Here is a 21,365-nt window from a genome sequence, read left to right on the forward strand (position 1 = left end):
TGATAAATACCCCAAATCCGAGCCACCCCAGCTCGGATTTTTCGTTATTTTAACGAACGCTATTCCAGCAACCTTTCTATTCTGAAGCAACATTCCGCTTCTTACCCTGATTATTCATTACATTTCCATACGCTTTGCCGATAGATGCTTACAACATCATTTTGTACAGTGTTCAAAACAAAACAGAACAACTCGGAAAAATGATGAAAAAAACATTAATTGCACTACTTACTTTGACAGCTGCTGGCTCAGCTTTCGCTGGCGATACTTACATTCGTAACGGTAATATCTACAACAACGAAGGCGGTTGGAACGTAGAAGCTGGTGTGGCTCAAGGCAGCGATCTTTTCAAAGATCAAAAGCATAATACAGCACCAATTCTCAACGGTGGTTACCATGGTGACGACTTTAATGCCGACCTAAGTGGCATTAACTACCGCTTCTTCGGTAACACCAATGAGTTAATCAACATGAGTGCCTACCTTGTAGGTAGCGGTGTAATGCGCGACGGTGATACAGCGAAAAGCCTGAAAGGCACAGATAAACGCCGTTTCGCCGTCGATCTAGGTTTAAACGCAGACTTTACACTGGATCAAAACAACGTCATTTCTACGTACCTTCAGCACGATATCAGTGGTGCTTATAAAGGTTACTTAGCGGGCGCGACTTACTTCCACATCATGAAATTCGGTAGTGTTGATTTTGTTCCTTTTGCTAACCTAACTTATCAAAGTGAAGACTACGTAGATTACTACTTTGGTGTAAAACAACGCGAAGCAAACGCAAACCGCAAAGCATACAAAGGTGATTCAACGGTAAGCTATGGTGTGGGCTACAAACTTGTTATGCCAATCAACGACAACTGGCAAGTAAGCCAAATGACACAATACACGCGCCTAGGCAGCGGTATCAGCGACTCTTCTATCGTTGATAGTGCAAACCAATGGGTTGTTGGCGCAAGTGTGTCGTACAACTTCTAATCCGATACGCCCTTATAAAGCCATCATTTCGATGGCTTTATGCGTTGGACATTTGCATAATCTTGAACACAGACTCTAGTGTGAATGAGCAATCCATAACCTATGTAAGTCGCTATAGCCTGTATTCTTCACCTGCACACCTCGCACTTGCTGTGTTTTTGTCACTTCTTCGTAGCCAACAAACAAAGGCAAATATAGGTACTGATCGCGCAGCGCTTTCTCTAGGTTTAATAAAGACTGTAGCGAGTGATCATCTGCCATCGCTCTGCGAACCTTTTCTCTATGGCTTAACATCTGGCTTTGATCAAAACTAAAACGCAGTCCAGTTGCTATCGACAGCCATTCGAAGATGCCATATTCAAATGGTGCTTCCATGACTTCCTCAATGAAGAGCAAGTCTGCTTGGTGAGACACTACCTCAGGAAAACTAATGTCATCAATAACAATGATCTCTAACTCTAATCCCGTTGCACGAATCACACTGTGCAACCATTCGGAATGGCGAATTAGACTCGGTATCGTCCAGACAGGTTCAGCTAATACCACTTTACCTTTCAGTTTAGGTATCACACCACCATCTGTTATTGATAAATCTTGCTCATGAGTCTCTAACTGAATGCTGTCAACGGCACTTGGCGCATCATAAATTCGCTTTTGCACATGGATGTAATCAGCGAGTTGATACCAAGTCTCTTTTGTGAGTTGGGATTCCACGCGTTCGCGGTAGGTCAGATATGAAAATGCGCTAATTTTTTCCACTTCAACGTGATCGGAACTTTGGTTAAAGCTCAACATATTTAAGGTTTTAACATCACCATGAGACAGCGTTATTTGATCTAACAATGCGCGTGCTGAAAAATACTCTTTGTGCGCTTCAAGAGTCATACTCTCCTGGTTCCAGCCGCTGATTTTAAATGGTCCAGTCCCTATGTGGTAGGAATAACTAGAACCGAAAGAGACGACATCTCGACACAGAATAGACGCATGAGGAGTTGCTAGCATGTATGGGAACAACTTGTTCGGATGCTTCAATATAATTTTTAAGCAGTTAGATGTTTCTGCAACCACACTATCAATGCATTGCCAGAGCTCGTGAACTGGTCCTTTTATCTCCCTGAGTCTTTCTATACTCCAAACCACATCCTGTATGTTAAGGGGCTCGCCATCATGGCGATATATGCCTGGCCGCAACCATAACGTCATTACCTTGCCTTCCATTTTCCATTCGTGTGCTAACGATGGCTCGATACCACCATTGGAATTTTGGGTCAGCAATACGTCATAAACGCTTTTCGCGACGTGTAATTCAGTGTGACGGTAAGTATTCGCAGGGTCGATTTTGGATACCCAAGGGTAAGAAGAAATCAAAATAGCGTTATTTGATTCATTCAATCGATTCACTTTTTCAGAAGCGATGGTTAGTGCTCTAACCGCGGTTTGACCGAACCAATCAATAAGTTTCGTTATTGAGTTCATTCTTCCTCTGCCAAGCTCCTCAACCAAAAACTCGGTCATCGCTTGTTGGAGGGAAATATTAATACTGAGACGGCTAGCGTTACTTCGGCCAATCGCAGGTTGCCAATCGACCCAATCGTAAGTGGCAAGCTTTTTCATCACAATAGAAACATTGCGCCTCGACGTGCAAATCACCGCTTCTAGCTCAGAAAGCGTAACAAGGTGATACTGGTGAGGTTCAAAGTGCTTTAACAGTAGATCCAGATACCTAAGATTGACATCGTTCACAAAGATTCCTAAGAGTTATTCCAAAGCAAAAAAATAGCACAGGACGCTTAGCAACTAAACTTCCTGTGCTATATCTAAACAAATTCAAAGCTTGGACTCAGCTCGACCAACAGAAGTCAAAAACGTTTACTAAGCCAAGAGGTAACTTGAATAAGTATTCTTAGAAACGGTAGCTCATACCTACAGAGAATACATTGATGTCTGCATCAACCGTTACTTTTTCATTGCCAAATTTCGCAATGTCTAGCTCAGGCATCATGTATTCCCATTCAACTTGTAGAGCAAAGTTTTCAGTAATAGCGAACTCTGCGCCTAAACCGTACATGCCTGTTACAGTGCTGTCAGAAATGGTGGTATGGCCTGCGCTACCGTCAATCACAGAGTTGCTAATTTTGAATTCAGCATTGAAGTAAGAAAGACCAGCTTTAGCAAAAAGGTTGAAACGATCGCCAATCGGTAGAGTCGCTTTTGGCTGAATCGATAGATACTTCATATCACCAACAGTAACAACTTTGCCGTCTAAAGCATCGTAGCCACCAATGGCTGCTTCTAGAGAAATGTATTCGTTGAATTTGTAACCACCGAATACTTTGCCTGAAAGGCTTGAGTCATCTTCAAGTTTAAGTTTAGTGCTAGCGTTAGTACCACCACCATTGATAGAGCCATTAACATCACCAAACGATGCTTGACCTACAGATGCACCAACGTAAGGAGCTGCGTTTGCAACAGAACATGTTGCTAGAAGGGCTGTCATTAGCCATGTTTTTTTAAACATTGTATTTCACTGCCTGTTAATTATTGAGGTTGTGTTTTGCCCATCCTTAAGCATGCCATGCTGTCCATTTCACTTGGTTTCAAAACCAAGTGGATGTTAATGAATAAAAACTCAATAAAACATGAAATATTTAGACACAACTTTGCCACTTTCTTTCTTAATTTTGACAATTTAGTCATTTCACAAGCATTGCTGCTTCAACCAGTTAGTGAGCTTGATGATTTCCGCTTGCTTGGCTCGACTCTTTTTATGAATAAAATAAAAGCTGTCTCCGGTTTCCAATCCATGAGAAGGGATGTACACCAAATCGTGCGCTTTATCTCTTTCATTGAGCATAAAATCATTCGCAAATGCGATGCCTTGGTCATAACGCGCCGCCTCTATTGCCAACAACATATGACTAAAATGTTGAACATCGACATCTTTCGGCAAGGTGTAACCGCCCGCTCTGCACCACTCAGCCCAGTCTTTTCCTCTCTCACGATAAATTGAGTCTGTCGACAAAATAGGGTATCGCCAAAGCGCTTCTGGAATCGGTTGATCTTGCAACTCTTTCCAAATTTTATGGCTGCAGACCGGATACAGCGTCTCCGCGTATAACTTTACCGACATGTAGTTTCGCTTTGGCTTTTCTACCGTGATGAAACAATCGCCAACGCTGTCTGTCTGTTCAGGATCACCAACGACCATATTGAGTGTCAGATCGATTTCTGGATGTAGGCGCTTAAAATCAGACAAACGCGGAATAAGCCACTTTACGGCGAGCGAGCTATAAATCGCCAACCGTATGCTGCCTTTGTCCCCTTCTCGCACCTTTTGGCTGGCCATCGCAATTGAGCTAATTGCTGGGCTAATATCCTCTAAATAGCGGGTGCCCGTATCGGACAAAGAGAGCTTTCTGCCTTGGCGGATAAATAATGATTCACCCAAGTAATCTTCTAATAATCGTATCTGGTGGCTAACGGCACTTTGCGTCACATTGAGTTCTTCAGCAGCAAGCGAAAAGCTAGAGTTTCTGGCAACAGATTCAAAACAGTGAACCGCTCTGAGTGGTGGCAATTTCATTATCTAAAAATCTCATACTTAAACTAATAAATATCACTTCACTTCATCCTATGACATCACCTACTCTTTGGCAAAGAAAGAGGAGAGGAAAAAGTGAAAGTTACATCGGTCGGAGCAGCGATGCTGCTATTAATTGTTGGAAATCTCATTGCGGTGCTTTCGGACTCTTTAATTAAAAGTGTCGGAAATGAAGTGCCTATTTTTCAATTTGTCTTTTTCCGACAAATATCAGCGGTGCTTTTCCTGCTGCCAGTCTACCTGCTAACAAAAAATGCGCCTTTTCTTGAAGGGTTTAAGTGGCATGCTGTTCGCGCTCACGTATGGTTACTTGGTGCAATATTCATGGTTTTGGCGATCTCATCTTTACCGCTCGCAACTGCGAACGCGATCTTTTACGCTGCGCCATTGATCATGTTGCCGCTTGCAGCAATCTTTTTTGGAGAACAGTTGTCTAAGCAATCGGTCGCCGCAGCGATAATGGGCTTTGCCGGTGTATTGGTCATCATTCGTCCAGACCAAATCGATTGGGCAGCCATTTCAGCTTTAGTTGTTGCAATTACTTTAGCAATCAATAACTTGCTCATTCGAAAACTGCCAAAAAATCAGTCTGTGATGCAAACGTTATTGATGACAAACTTGGCAGGTATTCCAGTAGCCTTCTTGCTTGTTCTGATCGAAGCAGAACCTTGGGACTGGAGTGCTTTCCCTGTTGCTGCTGGCTCAAGTTTGTTCATCATGATTTATGCAGCAACATGTGTCATCGCTTACCGCTCGATCGATAGCAACAAAATTGCCAGCGCTGAATACAGTGGCTTAATTGGTGCCGTGTTTGTGGGATTGATTTGGTTTGGAGAAGTGCCAGACATATTTATGGCAATAGGAACCATTATGATTGTTGTGCCTCTGGTTTGGCTTTCTAAACGAGAGCGTCGCAAGAAAAAGTTGCAAGAGCAACAAGAAGCGCACGTTACTTAAAGTTGTGCTCTAACCCAAAGACTAAAAAACCGAGCCGTAAGTGCTCGGTTTTTTTATGTGGCTCTAATCGGTTTTTACGTAAGCGACTACGTGAGATAAAAACTGCCTTGCAAAGCGATCATTAAACCGGATGCGATATTCATGCTCGGCTTCCGACACTAGACGCCAGCCTTCAGCAAAGTATTCTTTGATATCATCAACCGCCTCTTCTTTATTTTTGATGTGTTTCGCGTTCCACTGATAAGTGCAAGAGACAACGATCAGCCCACCCACCTTGGTGGTTTTTTTAGAGCATTGATCACGCTAAGTGGCGACTCACATTGATCAATCACATTTAAACATACGACTAAATCAAAGCGAGATTGGAGAGTATCGAGCTCAAAAGGCTGGTTAATTAGCGTCAAATCAACATGAGCACATTTCTGTACGATATCTCTATTCTCAACCTCTAAAGTGTTTAAGGTGTTCACATCGTGAAGGTAAGTAAGCTCGACGCGTTGTTCTTCTATTAACAGTTGCTTCAAGCCATCCATTAACCTATTTGAAGGCTCCACAAGCGTCGCTTCTTTAAGGTTAGGTAAGCGTTGCACTAGCTCATAATAATTTCTTCCCAGCGCCGCCCCAACCTCAAGTAGGGAATACGGCTGAACGCTGCTTTCGATTACCACTTGCGCAATAAAATCAGCAACTTGGGAGCAGTGAGGTGATGACAAAAAAGAAAGTGGGACTTGTTTTGAGCGACTGGTTATCATCTCAATCTGTTGCTCCTCAATGAACTTGTCGAACCATTGCGCCTCGAAATAACCAGCCAAACCGTGCTCGGTCAGGTAAAAATCTTCCATGTTTTTTCCGTTCGTACTTTAAGAAAAGTGATTGTATCGAACGCGGAAATTAACGGGTATTTCTGGCCGCACATTCCAATGGGAAAACAGATGAAAACGCCGCTTATGTGAAAAAGCCCTTTCATCTCAAAGATAAAAGGGCTTGTTAATCGCTTCGGTTAAGTCGCTAACTATTGTGGTAGAACAACGTTACCATCTTGAATTGGGAACGTTTTTGTCGCTGGCTTGCTCGCCAAACGAACCGTCGTTGGTGCACCTGAAACTTCGTAAGTGACGTCGTAACCCACTACTTTATCAGATGTCGTATATTCTGTATGACACTGTTTTTTCGTCGTTGTTACTACATCACCTTTTTGCACATTTTCCTGGATCTTACGACCTGTCAGTGCACCAGCAATCGTACCAGCTGCAGTTGCAATCACTTTACCTGAGCCACCACCGATTTGGTTGCCCAGCGCTGCTCCAGCTGCTGCGCCACCAACCGTACCAATAATTTTATTGTCATCCGCAGGGGCAACTTGCTCGGTTACTACCACGTCTTTACATACTTGGTGCGGCTTTTTCACCGTTTCAGTCACCGCTTCAACCAAAGTAATGTTTGCTTGAGTTGGAGCTGGTGGCGTTTTGTCTTTACAGCCTGCTAGTACAGCAACAACTGCCGTTGCAATTGCGATAGATTTCATATTCATGATTTACATCCCAGTATGGTTTGCTTTGATGAGCGTTATGGTAAATCGCAAAAGGGAAATCACATCAGACGAAAACAAACCCTCTGTCATTAACAAGTAAAGAAACACTGTTTTATAAAAGATACGTCAAGAAACACTCAGCAACGTGTCAACAGAGCTAAAACTGTATCACTACTGATTATGATTGGGCTGAACTAGTCTATGAAATTTATTTTTAAGCCAAGCTCAAAAATAGTTCGTCATCCGTTAAATACTTATGACGGTGGCTTAGATTACGCACGTGCATAAACATAAAATCAGGGAAACCAGGCGCTATAATGTTATTTGGTTCCCAGCATACACCGCCAACAAACACATATCGCCCCTGCTTGTCATCTTCGTGAAGGGGGTTATTAAGAGGAGAAGAAAACTCTGCTCGGCAACCTTCAACCACACAAACAATTTGTCCTTTAAAAAGGCCAATCACGCGCTTTACAAGATTTGCCTTGATACCACACTTCCATGCTTGGCGAGTAGCCATCTCATAGCCATATTTTCGGATCGCTTTCTTTTGCAAATGTACTACTAGGTTCATTTTGACTCCTGATTCAAGCAACTACGTGAAGCCCAAAGCCATAAAAGCAGATAGACGTCTATACCCGAGTGAGCTCATGGTACGTGGGAATAAACTACGTGATTAGACTGAGTTTAGTGTCGGATGAGATACACCGTCCACGATGCTGTAACGTATCGATTTACACCAATCAAAGGCAGATAACACATCAACTTTTGAGTGCTTTCCTGCGCTGTATCTGGTTACTTCTGTATATTACTATAACGAAATCACCCTCCACGTTTACCTATATAAATTTGTCGTAACGATAGAGGGTGCTTATCAAGGAGAGAGGATAACGCCTACACGTCGATGAGATAATTTTGACCTTCAGTTTCTAAACGATCAATCATTTTACGACACTCATTTAAATCAAGAGGTTGTTCAAAGCGGCGCTTGAGATTCATCAAAAAGAAGATATCTTCACACATGGCTTTCTCAGGTTCGTCACTGATTTTGGCGACCGGTGAACCATTGCACGTGACCATTTTTATCACGATAGAAAGTGGCTGGTAGGCGTCACCATCTTTATTGACATAATCACCCATATCATTGGCAAGAAAAGTACCGATACCAAAACTCACCTGAATACGTCCTTGGAAATACTCGCAAATATCTAACGCTTGTTCGAAGTTAAGTCCGTCGGTAAACACCAGTGTTTTTGTTAATGGGTCTATATTCAGCGACTGGTAGTGTGCAATCATTTTTTCACCCCAGCTATAAGGGCAACCACTATCGTGACGTACACCGAAGTACGCGTTACTTAGTTCTTCATCAAAGTCTTTAAGGAAAGCATCGATACCAATCGTATCGGTTAACGCAATACCTAGTGCACCATTAGACATTTTTTGCCAACGTTGCAACGCCACTTTTTGCGAATCTCGCACATTCACCAGAGCTTGGTGTCCCATAAACCATTCATGAGCAACCGTGCCGATAGGCGTCAAGTTTAGCTCTTTTGCTAAGTGATAGTTGCTTGTTCCTGTCAAACATTCCGGCACTTCCTGGCACAAATATTCCAGCATAGTGCGCTGAGCTTGAAAGGAAAAACGTCGACGCGTCGACATGTCAGAAAATTTAAAGTTAGTAATGTTACGACGTTTTAGTTCCGACTTTAGGTGTCGAACTTTCTCTTCTAAAACAGTGGTAAATTGCGCAACAGGGATATCTGACCAACGCTGACGGCTACGAACTTCAGACACGATGCTCATGATGATCGTTTCGTACAAGATGGTGTCTCGCCACAAACCGTTAATGGTAATTCTTAACTGGCTTGAGCCATCAGCCATGGCTTTGTTATGGAAAGAGACATCGCTTTGTGGGTTGAAACGGAAATGGCGCAGTGCATCAACAAAGTCAGGATTCAGGTAAGGCGCGACACGCTTAATATATTCAATTTCTTCTTGCGTAAATTGAATATCTTGCAGTTTAAGGACTTCGGCTTTTACCTCGGGCAAAAGCTCAGAGAGGTCTTCCTCACTGCGCACGATAAACTTATATGACACCATCGCATCAGGGTAAAGCGCTGTTACAGCGCTCATCATATTGACTTTGTAGACATCGAAATCCAAAGCACTTTGAATGATGCGGGAAGAAAATAGTTTGGTGGTCATTAGGTGCCCTTCTACATGCCCTTCCTGGGTATATAACTTTTTGTTACTAACTAATTTGCGTAAACAATAAACACCCATCTATAGTTTGTCAACTTTTGTTACTAACCACTCATTTTTATAAGGTTTTTTTGTCTAGAATTCGAGCAAGCATTGTGAATAAGTCAGAGTCATCCGTAAATTTATGCTCAAACCGTATTACGAACACTACCAAAAACGTTTCTAACAACTCGTTACTTACCCATTGATTGACCACTTGTTATGCGCTAGATTACTTACAAATCAATATTAGGACCCAACCATGATCGTATCTGTCGACATTATTCCATTCAGGCTATCTGGCTGTGCCGATAAGGGATTGGAAGTGTTGTTGATTAAACGTTCAAATCCAAATCGGCCATACCATGGAGTCTGGGCACTACCGGGCGGATTTGTCTTTGATAAAGACTTAACCAGTGAAGGCGGACGCCCGGCCGATGAAAACTTTGAAGCGGCGCGTCGCCGAATTTGCCGTGAGAAAATCCATACCTACCCTCGCCATTTTAGCGAAGCGTTTATCGACGGTGATCCAAAACGCGATCCAGAAGACTGGAGCTTAAACATTACGCACTACGCCTTAGTTGATCGTAACAATGTAGAGCAAATAAATAATGCAGGTGTACCGGAATGCCAACTTAAATGGTTTTCGCTACAGGCTATTCTCAATGAAGAAGAAACCCTCGCATTTGATCATCAAAAAACCATTGAAAAAGCGTGGCAAAAGCTTCGTGCATCCATTGAATACACATCGGTTCTTTTGTTTGCATTAGACAAAGAGTTTTTGGTTGCGGACATCATTTCTGCTTATCAAGAGTTTGGTATTGATATCAGCCGAATGACGATTAAGCGCCGCTTGATAGATTCAGGCGTACTAAAACCCACTAATAAAGTCGCTTCAACCAACAAAGGCAAAGGTGGAAAACCCGCAATGGTATATACGCTGACTAGCGACGAAGTAACCTTTTTTCAAAACTGTTTGCGTGGATAAACGCAGACAATCTGACAGACAAGGAGTCTGCCATGACTGTTCGAGTAAACTATCAAACTACAGCAGTGATCGACGTTGATCCAGAGAAAGGCTTTAGTGAGTTATGTCCAAATGAACTGCCCGTTGCAGGTGCGTTGGAAATCGTACCGGAGCTTCTGAGTAATCATGCCAAAGGCCGATTAAAACTGGTCAGTCGTGACTTACACCCACCGAAAGCAAAATGGGATGCAGAATCGCCATCCAATATGCTTGAGCCCGTTGGTTTACCGAATGTGGATATAAAGTGGAACCGTCACTGTGTGCTTGGCACAACAGGTTCTGAGCTGCTAGATGGTTTACCACCCGTGTTGGACTACGATTTTCAAGTTAATAAAGGCATGGATCCTGATGCGCACCCTTACGGTATTTTTTTCCATGATATTGCCGACACCAAAACGACAGGTGCGCATGAATTTCTAAAGTTCAACGGGATTGATACCTTAGTTATCGGTGGCCTTGCCTTGGACTTTTGCGTGAAAAAATCCGTCATGCAAGCGCTGGAACTTGGCTACAATGTGGTAGTTAATCTTGCTTCAACTCGAGCGGTGCTGCCTGATAATGTAGAGAATGTGCTGACAGAGCTCAGAGATAATGGCGCATTATTTGTCGAGAAAGCGGACGACATCATCGTAGAAAAGTTCGCCTAGAAACGATAGTAACCGAGAAGGATTTCACCATGCATCAACATGAAAAATTGAATTACGTTGAATTTGGTTCCACTAATGTCAGTGCGACCAAACAATTTTTTGAGCGTGCTTTTGACTGGAGCTTTACCGATTATGGTCCAGAATATTCTGCATTTTCAGGACAAGGGTTGGATGGCGGATTCTTCAAATCTGAGTTTATAAACCAAACCGCAAATGGTGGCGCACTTTTAGTATTTTATAGCTCAGACATTCAGGCCACTCAGACAAAAGTAGAGCAGCATGGTGGAAAAATTATCCGCCCTATTTTCGAATTCCCCGGCGGCTGTCGATTCCACTTCACTGAACCGAGTGGAAATGAATTCGCAGTATGGTCAGAGAGCCATTAAGTCATCACAAATCAACAACACACCATCAACGTGAGCCCAAGCTAGCCAGATCCGGAACTGGCATTACATTTCTGGTTGACCTCATCCTTGGTTTAATTCACTGTTAGCGCAACAATTAATCGATGAGGCGCTAGACCTCGACCAAGGATGTCAAATGACTGCCGTCAGTTTTTTTCGCTTACTCTGCCTCGCTGCTATTTGGGGTGGCTCGTTTCTGTTTATGCGAGTCGCCGCCAACACATTCGGGCCAGCTTACTTAATCGAATTTCGAGTTACATTTGCCGCCGTCGCTTTGTTATTGATCGCCGTATATTTGAAGAAGAAACTCACGTTAACTGCGCATACTAAACACTTCTTTATTATTGGCTTATTCAATAGCGCAGTTCCATTTTTACTCTTTGCGTACGCAGCCCAGACACTGAATGCATCAACTTTAGCAATATTGAACTCAACCGCCCCAATATGGGGAGCACTAGTTGGCTTTGTTTGGTACCGCAGCCCACTCACAGCGAAATCTGTTCTCGGTATGCTAATAGGCATTGGAGGCGTTGCAGTCTTGGTCGGCTTAGATACTTCAACCATAGGTGAAGAAGCCATGCTCCCTATTGCCGCCAGTTTGATGGCTTCTTTCAGCTATGGCATTGCTACCAACTACACTAAAAATGCGCCACAAGTACCAGCTTTTGACAATGCTCACGGCAGTATGTGGGCGGCGGTTATTTGGGTACTGCCGCTGCTACCATTCTTACCAATGCGTGCAGAACCAAGTCATTTCGAATGGAGCTCTGTTGTCACGCTCGGCGTTGTATGCACAGGGTTCGCTTATTTGCTCTATTTCCGCTTAGTTTCTGATATCGGCCCAGCGTCAGCACTGACTGTCACTTTTCTTGTTCCTGTTTTTGGTATCTTATGGGGCTACTTGGTTCTAGATGAGCCCGTCGGCTCTAACACCATCATAGGAACAATTCTAGTGCTTAGCGGCACTATGCTAGTCACCGGTTTCTCCCCAACAGCAATGCTCGCGAAGCGAAAACGAAGCGTGGCTTAATCAGCCTAATATAACTTCCACACCTCGCTTTTTGATTTGTTCAAGGTCGCTTTTCGGAGCGGCTTTGTCAGTCAGCAGCACTGATATTTCGTCAGTTTTACCAATTGATGAGGGATAAATCTGCCCAAATTTACTAGAATCCGTTAGAACAATATTGCGCCTTTTTTTCGCAATGATGGTTTCTGCAATCTCAGCACGCATCATGTCGCGGCTAGTAAAGCCAGTGTCTTGATGGAAGCCGTCAATACCCAAAAAGGCTGTGCTGAAATGAATGTTCTCAATACACAACTTAGTCAGCGGTCCGACCAAGCTCTCGCCTTGGTGCTGATACACGCCACCAAGCAAGATAATGTTGGCAGAAGTGTTACGGATGAGATGGGCGATATACGCCGATGGCGTAATAATGGTCACATCGCCGCGCTCAGCCAATGTCCGAGCCAACAACGCATTGGCACTGCCTCCTTCAATCAGCACTGTCTCATTAGGTGCGACCAAATCCGCAGCTTGGTTTGCGAGCGATTGTTTAATATCGAAACGTACTTCTAGGCGGGCATCAATGTCATCACTTTGCAACGCGGTAGCTGCGCCGTGAACGCGCTTTAGGTAGCCCTGCTGCTCCAGAAAGTTCAAATCCTGTCTGATGGTCACACCCGACACGCCAATGATGTCAGAAAGCTCTGTGACTTGAACGCGTTTACGGTCGTTCACTAATTGCAGGATTTCATTTTGTCTTGGGTTCACAGGTTCGCTCCTTATTGATGAGCTTACAGTATACTCACCTGATGTTTCATATGAAAAGAACTTGAAAGTAAAAAGGAAAAAACGCGTGGTCTGATTAGCCAAGCTGTACCTTGCGAATATCGCTCCCATCAACAGATAATAGGGCAACGAAAATGGGATGGAAGAAGAGGGGTTAACTCCCTACATCCCAACAACGGTAAAGACTAGGATAAAAGTAATGGAAGAAATTTACTTCGCAGGCGGTTGCCTTTGGGGCGTGCAAGAATTTATGCGCCACCTTCCGGGCGTAATCAACACAGAAGCCGGGCGAGCAAATGGCACAACGGATAACACTCAATCCGAATACGATGGCTACGCAGAGTGCGTGAAAACCCAGTTCGACCCTGAGCAAGTTTCGGTTGAAACTTTAATGGGGTATTTGTTTGAGATAATCGACCCTTACAGCGTTAACAAGCAAGGTGAAGACGTAGGTGAGAAGTACCGTACTGGTGTTTATAGCCAAAACGAACAGCATCTCACCATGGCGAAAGCGTGTATCGCAGTACGACCGGACGCCGACAAGATCGCCGTAGAAGTACTGCCACTCACAAATTATGTGTCAAGTGATGATGAGCACCAAGACAGACTCACAAACTTTCCGAATGATTACTGCCACATCCCATTAGATTTACTACATAAATACAGGGATAACTCGTAACCATTCAGTCAGCATCGCTTTAAAAGGCAAGATGCATATCAGTTTAAATCGATGCCTTCCACTAATGACAATGTCATTTCTGCCGCCGATATTTCCTTACAACCCGACGAGTTTTGTCCGCACCACAACGGTGTGAATTCATCTCGGTTTTGCTTTTCCATAAGCGCTCTAAGTTGAGCCATTTCAATGGAGGCGTATGGGAATTTCGGCGCAAACTCACTGATGTAGCCTAGCTCCGACATCGCGCGATTCACAATGCCTCTCGCTGGTCGGCCCGAGAAAACATTGGTCAAAGCGGTATGTTGAGCGCGTTCACTGGCAATGGCATATCGATGTAAAGACGATGTTTTCGCCTCATCGCACAACAAATAGGCGCTGCCAACTTGAACGGCACTCGCTCCTAATCTCAACGCGGCTTCCACCCCACTTCTATCAGCGATTCCGCCTGCAGCAATAACAGGCAAATTCACCCGTTTGGCGATTTGTGGTAATAACGCCATCAAACTTAATTGAGTAGTTAAATCATCCGATAAAAACATACCTCGGTGTCCACCAGCCTCCAAGCCTTGGGCGATAATACCGTCAACGCCTTTTGCTTCTAGCCAAAGTGCTTCGTCCACCGTGGTCGCTGACGAAAGGATCTTCCCTCCCCACCCTCTAATTCGAGCTAACAGATCATCGTCTGGCAAACCAAAGTGGAAACTGATCACTGGCGGTGCAAATGGTTCAATCGCGTCAGCAATAGCATGATTGAAAGGCATCCTTGTCGGAGCGTTTGGCTGAGCCTGAACGGTTGCATCAACCTCGGAAAAATACGGTTGCAGCGTTTTTTGCCACTTTTCGTGCTTGTTGGCGTCATACTCCGGCATTTCATGGCAAAAGAAATTGAGGTTAAACGGTCGGTTAGTTGCCTGCTTGATAAGTTGAAGTTCTTTTACGATGGCGTCTTTGTTCAGCATTCCACAAGGTAACGAGCCAAGCCCGCCAACATTACTGACGGCTATGGTCATTTGGCTGTCTTGCACACCAGCCATTGGCGCTTGAATAATCGGTAACTCTGTTCCCAAAAGTGTATTAAATACCTTGTTTATCATGCTCTTTCCTTGAAAACTTAACCTTTACCTGTGATGGATCTTCGCCATCGTTATCCAGACTAGACTTTCACATGATTAACCGCTTATAAAGTTAAAGTGATGCATTTGTGCGCTATGCACTTTTGATAGAAATGACAAAGGGAGCCTATGGCTCCCTTAATATGCTGAATAACAAGAATCAAAGTGACTATCGTACGACATCTGATTCAAGCTCTAGCTCTGCTACAGACAGCATGGCAAACTCTTCCTCGGCGGTTGCTGCCACCAGTTTGTTGCGGCTGTATAACCCATAATAAACACCACCGATAAGAAACAATCCCATTGTCATGAAAAAGGCTGAGGGATCAAAAGCATAAACACCTGTCATTGCGATCAAAGAAAGCACCAGAGAAATACTCGACGTAATTATCCCACCAGGCGTTTTATATGGACGAGTTAATTCCGGCTGTTTAATTCGCAATAAAATATGGCTCAAGGACATTAATGCGTACGATACAGTCGCACCGACAACAGCCATCGCCAAGATTAAGTCCCCCTCACCCGTAAGTGAAACCAAGAACCCAAAAACGCCCGGAACCAAAAGCGCACGAGAAGGCACTTTTTTGTCACTGGTTAATGACAAAGTTTGCGGTAAATAACCCGCGCGGGAAAGCGCAAACACCAAGCGACTGTAACCATAAATGATTGAAAAGAAAGAAGCGATAAGGCCAGCCAATCCAAGTAAGTTCACGGCCATTGCTACCGTTGAATTGCCCGTAAGCTTTAGGGCGTCAACTAATGGCACCGCGCTATCGCCTATGACCTTTGAGCCAACCGCACCAGCCCAAAGGACGACTACGATAGTTGCGGTTAGCAATAAAAACAGCATCGCACCAATGATGCCTTTGGGAACATCTTTTGCCGGATTTTTTGCCTCCTCTGCCGCTAAAGGCACACCTTCAACCGCAAGAAACAACCACATTGCAAATGGCAACGCAGCCCATACGCCATACCACCCAAACGGCAAGATTTCTGTTGCCTGAGCCGTCGCCGGAGCAATATCGAATAAGTTGTTAACATCAAAATGACCAATAAGCACAGCAGCAGTAATTAGAATAGCTAGCACAGCCAAACCGCTGATGACCATCATTACTTTGAGAGCTTCGCCTACCCCTGCCATATGAATAGCGATAAAGACGGCGTAGAAAAGTGCGTAAACAACAGGGCCATCAATACCAACCAATTCATTCACTGCTGAGCCAATAAAAATTACTATCGCAGCAGGTGCGAGCGCATATTCAATCAAAACTGATAAGCCAGTGAAAAAGCCACCTGTCGGCCCCATCGCCTGTCTTGCGAAGCTGTAACCACCACCCGCAGCAGGAATCGCCGCAGACATTTCAGCTAAAGACAATACTAGCGTGAAATACATTATTGCCATCGCGATAACAGCAATAAGAAATCCTCCCCATCCTGCTTGAGCGATGCCAAAGTTCCAACCGGCAAAGTCACCAGATATAACATACGAGACACCTAAGCCAGCAAGTAAAATCCAACCTGCGGTGCCTCTTTTTAGCTGCCTTTTGGCCAAGTACTCCTGATGTTTAGACATAGTAAATCCTTCTACTTTGATGAAATTAAAAAGTTGTCGCTGTGTTTATCTTCAACGCTTGCGCCACTTGGCTCATTGATATCGGAGCGATCTTTCAGGTTCACTCCTGACAGTTGTAATTTTCGAGCCTCCTTGAGCAAGTAAAATACGCGTTCACAGGCATCGTCATAGTTGAGCCCCTGAGGGCGCACATTGGAAATGCAGTTTCTTTGGGAATCTTTAGAGCCTCGTTTAGCCCCCCAAGTGAGATACATACCCATGCTATCCGGAGAAGTTAGACCGGGTCTCTCTCCAATTAAAACCAGCACGGCCTTGGCGTTAAAACATTCACCAACATCATCCCCTACCGCTACTCTTCCTTGCTTTACGATTGTGATAGGTGCGAATTTCCATTGATGTTCATCATCAGCGCTTAAAAGAGAAATCAATCGAGTAACAACAGGCACGGCATGGTTTTGAATTGCGACGGAAGAAAGTCCATCAGCAATAACAATCGCAAGATCAATGTCAGTGTTATGCTCATTTGCTATCAAGTTGAGCGTTTGCCAAGAAGATTCATCAAGCAGCCTTCCTAAATCGGGCCTTTGCAGGTACATAAGCCGGTCACTCACTTGACTGCTCACTACCACTGGAGGTTCTAAGGTATTTTCAAGAATCGAGTAAGAGTCCGACAAACCAGCAACGAGAGACTCAATATTCAAACTGCAATGCACTGCATCCATAGCTTGGGCGTGATCCAGCTGAAATGAGAGTAACTCGTTGGTTGGTACACTGTTCCCGCTGCGACCCAGAGCGATCCGAGCAGAGGTGAAGTCGCGTAACTTGCCCCAAGGGTTATGTGTGACAACTTCAGACTCATCTTGTGGGGACTGAGCAATGGTGATTACTTTACCCATGAGAATACCCCTTATTCAGTTGGTTAATTGCTCCCGAAAACGAGCGAGAGATTTGCTCACTTAACCGAACGTCTTGCACGCTCTCGAAAATCTGCATCTCCATTAACCATTGTTCAAACTCTGGTGCTGGCTTCAAACCGAGTACTTTTCTTGCGTAAAGGGCATCGTGAAATGAGGTAGTTTGATAGTTGAGCATGATGTCATCAGACCCTGGAATACCCATGATGAACGAGCACTCGGCCACACCTAATAGTGTCAGCAAGTTATCCATGTCATTCTGATCGGCATAGGCATGATTGGTGTAACAGATATCGCAACCCATAGGTAAACCAAGCAACTTCCCACAGAAATGATCTTCAAGCCCAGCACGAATGATCTGTTTGCCATCAAACAGATACTCAGGGCCAATAAACCCAACGACAGTATTAACCAACAAAGGATCGAACTGTTTCGCGACAGCATAAGCGCGGGCTTCACAAGTCTGCTGATCGACCCCATGAAACGCATTCGCAGACAGCGCTGTACCTTGTCCGGTCTCAAAATACATCACATTGTTTCCTACGCTACCTCGATTCAAAGACAACGCGGCTTCATGGGCCTCTTTCAAAATCGACAAGTCGATTCCGAAGGTATCATTCGTCCCTTGCGTGCCGCCTATCGACTGAAAAACGAGATCGACTGGTGCACCCATTTCAATGGCTTCGATCGTGTTCGTGACATGAGTTAACACACAAGACTGAGTCGGTATTTGATAGTGTTGAATCACCTCATCCATTAAGTTCATTAACTTAATAGCTTGAGGTACATTATCTGTTGCCGGATTGATACCGATAACCGCATCGCCATTTCCGTACATCAGACCATCAAAAATGGTCGCTGCGATACCGTTGAGAGAATCAGTGGGATGATTCGGCTGTAAGCGAGTAGACAGGCGACTCGGCAAACCAATCGTATTCCGAAAAGCCGTGACAACTTGGCATTTTTTAGCAACGAGAATCAAATCCTGGTTGCGCATAATCTTACTGACTGCGGCCACCATTTCTGGTGTTAAACCTTGACGAATTTTAGCCAACGTTTCACCATCGGCTTCTTCACTCAGCAGCCAATTTCGAAAATCTCCGACCGTCAAGTGCTCAATCGGCTTAAAGGCTTCAAGGTCATGCGTATCGATAATTAGGCGAGTGATATCGTCGCTTTCGTATGGAATAACCGCCTCGTTAAGAAACGTTTTAAGTGGTAACTCAGACAGCGCCATTTGTGCGACTACACGTTCTGCCGCTGACTGAGCACAAACCCCGGCTAACGCATCGCCTGAGCGCTCCGGTGTCGCTTTCGCCATCAAGTCAGCTAATGACTTAAAGGTATAGACTTTACTTCCTTGTTGCCGACGATAAGTTGCCGTCATTGCTCTTCCTCTTCACTATTTGGTTCGCTTTTTGCTGAACTATCAATAAGCTTTAAGAAAGTATTGCCAAATGTGTTCCGTAGCGTTATCAAAAACTGGCAACATTTATAAACCAATAATAAACAATGAGTTATGTAAATACTGATCCAACATGACTCACAAAAAAGGAATGAGCATCACAAGGATGAGTAACCAAATGCCCCAAACTGCACCAATGCTGTGCATCCATCACACTAAGGATGCAAACCAACAAGCTGCGAGTCTGATAAACTGGCAACAGGAATATGACCAACTCAGCGATGGTCGATTTTTAGGTCAAATTCGAGAACGACGATTTCCCAATTTCCATGTGTTTCGTGAAGACAGTAACCGCTCGCTAAGACAGCAATGCAGGGTTGAAGAGGGAGGTATTTGGTTGGGTTTGAGTGCGGAAAATAAGCCGCTACACCTAAATCACAGTCAGTTTAATTCAAGCCAACTTTTGCTTAGGCAAGGTGGCGCTGATTTTGAGTTAATGACACCGGAGCAGTTTTCTATCTATGGAATAGTGCTCGACAAAAACTTCGTTCACATCATAGAAAATCAACTTGAGCTTGGGAGTATCCAAAACAACACATTACACTTAACGGGTTTGACGGAAAAACACATTCAACAACTTAAATACTACTTAGGCACGTTACTTGGTTCCGCCGAGCCAAGATGGTCTGAAACCACACATCAAGCAATCTTAAAAGATATTGTGCTGGAGTTGTTCTCACTCAGTTCACTGCACACGAGCCATCCGATATCAATCTCTCATCGTCAACACGTGATGCACCGTATAAAACAACAGCTACAGGATCTAGACTACCGTACACCGATAACCGTCAGTGAACTGTGTGACGCAGTACACGTCAGTCGTCGCACACTACAGTACACCTTTGAACATTGCTGTAATACTTCCCCAAAGCAGTTCATACATCGAATGCGCCTGAATCAAGTACGTAGAGTGCTACAAAGCCCTGAAGATAATCGAACAATTGCAGAAATTGCTTTTGACTTTGGTTTTTTCCATCTCGGGCAGTTCAGTCAAAGCTACAAGCGGCTATTTGGTGAGACGCCAACTGAAACGAGAAAATGGGAGTCCAGCAAATAAAATGACAGGCAGTATATTCTTTCAGATCCTGCGTTGGGGCCATGTTATGCAGTCGCAATGATTTGCTGAAACTTAGCATGAAGCTCTTCAAGTGCCGCTTCAACATCCGGTTCTGCACGGCTCAAGTGCGAGATTAACGTCATAAAATAGCAGTCAAAAATCAGCGGTATTTTTCCCTCAAGGACGGAGCTTCCGTTTACAGATTGAAACAAAGCTTGGTTAAACGACTGATAATAATCCAAATCCCAAATCACCTCTTTCAACAAAGCTCGGCTCAGCTCAACGTTCGCAAAATAGTAGCGATAGTATTTCTCCGTCAGCGCCAAACCAATGTCGATATCGGTTTTACCTTCCACACTGACTAGCGTTTCTTGGCTGATCTGTTGCAGTTGCGCCAGCATCCCTTCGCGCAAAATCGACAGTTTAGTCGGGAAATGGCTAAACACTGTGCCATCGGCTACTCCTGCTTCTCTCGCTATCTGCCTTGTGGTCGTCATGTCATAGCCATTTTGAGCAAAAGATGCCCATGCGGCTTTTAGAATTTTATCTCTGGTTTGTTGTCGCTTCGTCATTGATGTGTCTGCTTAATGAGCCTGAAAGGATCATACCTTGCGTGGTTGAGATTGACAAATTGAGCGCGCTCATTTATAAAATTGAGCATGCTCATTTTATATAAAAACAAAAGGAATCACTCATGTACGTATTAAACAAACTAGGCCAAGGATTGATTTTCTTCCCGACCATCTTCTGCTTTTCGTATATTTTAAGACCGATATTAATGGTCATCCTTATTCCAGGAGGACTCGCACTTTTGGCGTTAATCGGTGGCGCAGAAGTCAGAGCAGAACTCAAAGCCATGCTGCTTGAGGAGTTTTTTGGCGTTAGCCCATCGCACACCACCTCGAAAAAGGCGTGAGTGCGCTACAAACGTTGGCAAGGCTAAGTAAAAAAGAAAACGCGCAGATATCGAGATCTCAATACCTGCGCGTAGATGTGGTGAAAATAAGACTGGCGTTAGTCAGTATTCATGTTCTGACCAATTCGCCATAAAACGCCGCTAGGGTCAAACAAACAACATTCGCGCATGCCCCAAGGTTGCTCGACCAACTCAGTCAAACGCGAACCAAATTCTTCATGACCCACTTTGGATAAGTGCTGATGCCAGCTTTCTGCGTCTTCTACGAGCAAGTGCATCATGAAGTTATTGCCGTGTTCTGGCTCATAAAAATTCTGTAAAAGAAACGCGCAGCTACCTTGAGAGAAGTATGCTACATCACCGAAGTCCGATGCCATTTCAAAGCCAATCGCCTCATAAAAGCGTTTTGATAGCGCGTAATCTTTCGCCGGAACAAATGATTTGATTTCAACAATATTGAGGTTTTCCATTT

At 44.2% G+C, this 21,365-nt stretch carries 22 protein-coding genes and 1 pseudogene; 9 read left to right on the forward strand and 14 right to left on the reverse strand.

The genetic code is table 11. The features are described 5' to 3' along the window. The first annotated feature begins 203 nt into the window (after positions 1–203). Positions 204–980, forward strand: a complete 777-nt coding sequence (ompV, locus tag R7R24_RS11980) for an outer membrane protein OmpV (protein ID WP_017635134.1) — start codon at positions 204–206, stop codon at positions 978–980. 75 nt (positions 981–1,055) lie between these two features. Here ompV and R7R24_RS11985 read toward each other — a convergent pair whose 3' ends face one another. The 3 genes from R7R24_RS11985 to R7R24_RS11995 form a co-directional block, all read right to left on the reverse strand. Beyond that, the gene (locus R7R24_RS11985) at positions 1,056–2,723 is read right to left on the reverse strand and encodes an ABC transporter substrate-binding protein (RefSeq protein ID WP_054574527.1); all 1,668 of its coding nucleotides are present in this window, start codon (positions 2,721–2,723) and stop codon (positions 1,056–1,058) included. 160 nt (positions 2,724–2,883) lie between these two features. Beyond that, a complete protein-coding gene (locus R7R24_RS11990; RefSeq protein ID WP_005373936.1) occupies positions 2,884–3,498 on the reverse strand; it encodes an outer membrane beta-barrel protein in 615 nt (204 codons plus the stop codon). Between the two features lie 180 nt (positions 3,499–3,678). Further along, positions 3,679–4,563, reverse strand: coding sequence for a LysR family transcriptional regulator (locus R7R24_RS11995; protein ID WP_005387224.1), 885 nt, complete (start codon positions 4,561–4,563; stop codon positions 3,679–3,681). Between the two features lie 93 nt (positions 4,564–4,656). Here R7R24_RS11995 and R7R24_RS12000 point away from each other — a divergent pair, with 93 nt between their 5' ends. Then, positions 4,657–5,538, forward strand: a complete 882-nt coding sequence (locus tag R7R24_RS12000) for a DMT family transporter (RefSeq protein ID WP_005373940.1) — start codon at positions 4,657–4,659, stop codon at positions 5,536–5,538. 63 nt (positions 5,539–5,601) lie between these two features. Here R7R24_RS12000 and R7R24_RS12005 read toward each other — a convergent pair. From R7R24_RS12005 to pncB, 4 genes and pseudogenes are all read right to left on the reverse strand, one after another. Further along, positions 5,602–6,380: pseudogene (locus R7R24_RS12005) on the reverse strand (SAM-dependent methyltransferase). A 170-nt stretch (positions 6,381–6,550) separates the two neighbouring features. Then, positions 6,551–7,069 (reverse strand): glycine zipper 2TM domain-containing protein, encoded by a 519-nt coding sequence (locus R7R24_RS12010; protein ID WP_005373945.1) that lies wholly within the window; start codon positions 7,067–7,069, stop codon positions 6,551–6,553. Positions 7,070–7,283: 214 nt separating this feature from the next. Further along, positions 7,284–7,643 carry a hypothetical protein gene (locus tag R7R24_RS12015; RefSeq protein ID WP_005373947.1) on the reverse strand — a complete coding sequence of 120 codons (360 nt, stop codon included), beginning with the start codon at positions 7,641–7,643 and terminating at the stop codon, positions 7,284–7,286. Between the two features lie 320 nt (positions 7,644–7,963). Beyond that, a complete protein-coding gene (gene pncB / locus R7R24_RS12020) occupies positions 7,964–9,274 on the reverse strand; it encodes a nicotinate phosphoribosyltransferase (protein WP_206946942.1) in 1,311 nt (436 codons plus the stop codon). A gap of 298 nt (positions 9,275–9,572) precedes the next feature. Between pncB and R7R24_RS12025 the strand changes: the two genes are divergently transcribed. The 4 genes from R7R24_RS12025 to R7R24_RS12040 all read left to right on the forward strand — a co-directional run bounded on the left by R7R24_RS12025 (position 9,573) and on the right by R7R24_RS12040 (position 12,418). After that, positions 9,573–10,298 carry an NUDIX domain-containing protein gene (locus tag R7R24_RS12025; protein WP_054579246.1) on the forward strand — a complete coding sequence of 242 codons (726 nt, stop codon included), beginning with the start codon at positions 9,573–9,575 and terminating at the stop codon, positions 10,296–10,298. A gap of 32 nt (positions 10,299–10,330) precedes the next feature. Then, positions 10,331–10,984 carry an isochorismatase family protein gene (locus R7R24_RS12030; RefSeq protein WP_054579245.1) on the forward strand — a complete coding sequence of 218 codons (654 nt, stop codon included), beginning with the start codon at positions 10,331–10,333 and terminating at the stop codon, positions 10,982–10,984. Positions 10,985–11,013: 29 nt separating this feature from the next. Further along, positions 11,014–11,370, forward strand: a complete 357-nt coding sequence (locus R7R24_RS12035) for a VOC family protein (RefSeq protein ID WP_042523322.1) — start codon at positions 11,014–11,016, stop codon at positions 11,368–11,370. Between the two features lie 154 nt (positions 11,371–11,524). After that, positions 11,525–12,418: a DMT family transporter gene (locus R7R24_RS12040; protein WP_005373960.1), complete on the forward strand. Its 894-nt coding sequence runs from the start codon at positions 11,525–11,527 to the stop codon at positions 12,416–12,418. Here R7R24_RS12040 and R7R24_RS12045 read toward each other — a convergent pair whose 3' ends face one another. Further along, complete coding sequence (locus tag R7R24_RS12045; protein WP_017635127.1) at positions 12,419–13,159, reverse strand: DNA-binding transcriptional regulator YciT; 741 nt, start codon at positions 13,157–13,159, stop codon at positions 12,419–12,421. Between the two features lie 217 nt (positions 13,160–13,376). Between R7R24_RS12045 and R7R24_RS12050 the strand changes: the two genes are divergently transcribed. After that, a complete protein-coding gene (locus R7R24_RS12050) occupies positions 13,377–13,856 on the forward strand; it encodes a peptide-methionine (S)-S-oxide reductase (protein ID WP_054579244.1) in 480 nt (159 codons plus the stop codon). A 38-nt stretch (positions 13,857–13,894) separates the two neighbouring features. Here the strand turns inward: R7R24_RS12050 and R7R24_RS12055 are convergent, their stop codons facing one another. The 4 genes from R7R24_RS12055 to R7R24_RS12070 all read right to left on the reverse strand — a co-directional run bounded on the left by R7R24_RS12055 (position 13,895) and on the right by R7R24_RS12070 (position 18,842). Continuing rightward, positions 13,895–14,950: an NAD(P)H-dependent flavin oxidoreductase gene (locus tag R7R24_RS12055; RefSeq protein WP_054579243.1), complete on the reverse strand. Its 1,056-nt coding sequence runs from the start codon at positions 14,948–14,950 to the stop codon at positions 13,895–13,897. Between the two features lie 187 nt (positions 14,951–15,137). After that, on the reverse strand, positions 15,138–16,541 hold the full coding sequence (gene eat, locus R7R24_RS12060; RefSeq protein ID WP_206946940.1) for an ethanolamine permease: 1,404 nt from the start codon (positions 16,539–16,541) through the stop codon (positions 15,138–15,140). An 11-nt stretch (positions 16,542–16,552) separates the two neighbouring features. Beyond that, positions 16,553–17,437, reverse strand: a complete 885-nt coding sequence (gene eutC, locus R7R24_RS12065) for an ethanolamine ammonia-lyase subunit EutC (protein ID WP_054579241.1) — start codon at positions 17,435–17,437, stop codon at positions 16,553–16,555. Next, a complete protein-coding gene (locus tag R7R24_RS12070; protein WP_005388715.1) occupies positions 17,430–18,842 on the reverse strand; it encodes an ethanolamine ammonia-lyase subunit EutB in 1,413 nt (470 codons plus the stop codon). Before R7R24_RS12070 ends, eutC begins: the two co-directional genes overlap by 8 nt. 184 nt (positions 18,843–19,026) lie before the next feature. On the opposite strand from R7R24_RS12070, the gene R7R24_RS12075 reads away from it, so the two are divergent. Continuing rightward, the gene (locus R7R24_RS12075; RefSeq protein ID WP_044129538.1) at positions 19,027–19,977 is read left to right on the forward strand and encodes a helix-turn-helix domain-containing protein; all 951 of its coding nucleotides are present in this window, start codon (positions 19,027–19,029) and stop codon (positions 19,975–19,977) included. Positions 19,978–20,021: 44 nt separating this feature from the next. Here R7R24_RS12075 and R7R24_RS12080 read toward each other — a convergent pair whose 3' ends face one another. Then, positions 20,022–20,549, reverse strand: coding sequence for a TetR/AcrR family transcriptional regulator (locus R7R24_RS12080; RefSeq protein ID WP_005373975.1), 528 nt, complete (start codon positions 20,547–20,549; stop codon positions 20,022–20,024). Positions 20,550–20,671: 122 nt separating this feature from the next. Between R7R24_RS12080 and R7R24_RS12085 the strand changes: the two genes are divergently transcribed. Next, positions 20,672–20,893 (forward strand): hypothetical protein, encoded by a 222-nt coding sequence (locus R7R24_RS12085; protein WP_017635120.1) that lies wholly within the window; start codon positions 20,672–20,674, stop codon positions 20,891–20,893. Between the two features lie 98 nt (positions 20,894–20,991). On the opposite strand, the gene R7R24_RS12090 is transcribed toward R7R24_RS12085, so the two are convergent. After that, positions 20,992–21,363 carry a VOC family protein gene (locus tag R7R24_RS12090; RefSeq protein ID WP_005373979.1) on the reverse strand — a complete coding sequence of 124 codons (372 nt, stop codon included), beginning with the start codon at positions 21,361–21,363 and terminating at the stop codon, positions 20,992–20,994. Positions 21,364–21,365 lie beyond the last annotated feature (2 nt).

It is taken from the genome of Vibrio sp. 704 (genome assembly GCF_033339295.1).

Excerpts from the sequence above, each read along its gene's own strand:
- R7R24_RS12070 (WP_005388715.1), bottom strand. The coding sequence starts at position 18,842 with ATGACGGCAACTTATCGTCGGCAACAAGGAAGTAAAGTCTATACCTTT.
- R7R24_RS12090 (WP_005373979.1), bottom strand. The coding sequence starts at position 21,363 with ATGGAAAACCTCAATATTGTTGAAATCAAATCATTTGTTCCGGCGAAA.
- R7R24_RS12035 (WP_042523322.1), top strand. The coding sequence starts at position 11,014 with ATGCATCAACATGAAAAATTGAATTACGTTGAATTTGGTTCCACTAAT.
- R7R24_RS12025 (WP_054579246.1), top strand. The coding sequence starts at position 9,573 with ATGATCGTATCTGTCGACATTATTCCATTCAGGCTATCTGGCTGTGCC.
- R7R24_RS12080 (WP_005373975.1), bottom strand. The coding sequence starts at position 20,549 with ATGACGAAGCGACAACAAACCAGAGATAAAATTCTAAAAGCCGCATGG.
- R7R24_RS11995 (WP_005387224.1), bottom strand. The coding sequence starts at position 4,563 with ATGAAATTGCCACCACTCAGAGCGGTTCACTGTTTTGAATCTGTTGCC.
- R7R24_RS12040 (WP_005373960.1), top strand. The coding sequence starts at position 11,525 with ATGACTGCCGTCAGTTTTTTTCGCTTACTCTGCCTCGCTGCTATTTGG.
- R7R24_RS12055 (WP_054579243.1), bottom strand. The coding sequence starts at position 14,950 with ATGATAAACAAGGTATTTAATACACTTTTGGGAACAGAGTTACCGATT.
- eat (WP_206946940.1), bottom strand. The coding sequence starts at position 16,541 with ATGTCTAAACATCAGGAGTACTTGGCCAAAAGGCAGCTAAAAAGAGGC.
- ompV (WP_017635134.1), top strand. The coding sequence starts at position 204 with ATGAAAAAAACATTAATTGCACTACTTACTTTGACAGCTGCTGGCTCA.
- pncB (WP_206946942.1), bottom strand. The coding sequence starts at position 9,274 with ATGACCACCAAACTATTTTCTTCCCGCATCATTCAAAGTGCTTTGGAT.
- R7R24_RS12050 (WP_054579244.1), top strand. The coding sequence starts at position 13,377 with ATGGAAGAAATTTACTTCGCAGGCGGTTGCCTTTGGGGCGTGCAAGAA.
- eutC (WP_054579241.1), bottom strand. The coding sequence starts at position 17,437 with ATGGGTAAAGTAATCACCATTGCTCAGTCCCCACAAGATGAGTCTGAA.
- R7R24_RS12085 (WP_017635120.1), top strand. The coding sequence starts at position 20,672 with ATGTACGTATTAAACAAACTAGGCCAAGGATTGATTTTCTTCCCGACC.
- R7R24_RS12075 (WP_044129538.1), top strand. The coding sequence starts at position 19,027 with ATGAGTAACCAAATGCCCCAAACTGCACCAATGCTGTGCATCCATCAC.
- R7R24_RS11990 (WP_005373936.1), bottom strand. The coding sequence starts at position 3,498 with ATGTTTAAAAAAACATGGCTAATGACAGCCCTTCTAGCAACATGTTCT.
- R7R24_RS12015 (WP_005373947.1), bottom strand. The coding sequence starts at position 7,643 with ATGAACCTAGTAGTACATTTGCAAAAGAAAGCGATCCGAAAATATGGC.
- R7R24_RS12010 (WP_005373945.1), bottom strand. The coding sequence starts at position 7,069 with ATGAATATGAAATCTATCGCAATTGCAACGGCAGTTGTTGCTGTACTA.
- R7R24_RS12030 (WP_054579245.1), top strand. The coding sequence starts at position 10,331 with ATGACTGTTCGAGTAAACTATCAAACTACAGCAGTGATCGACGTTGAT.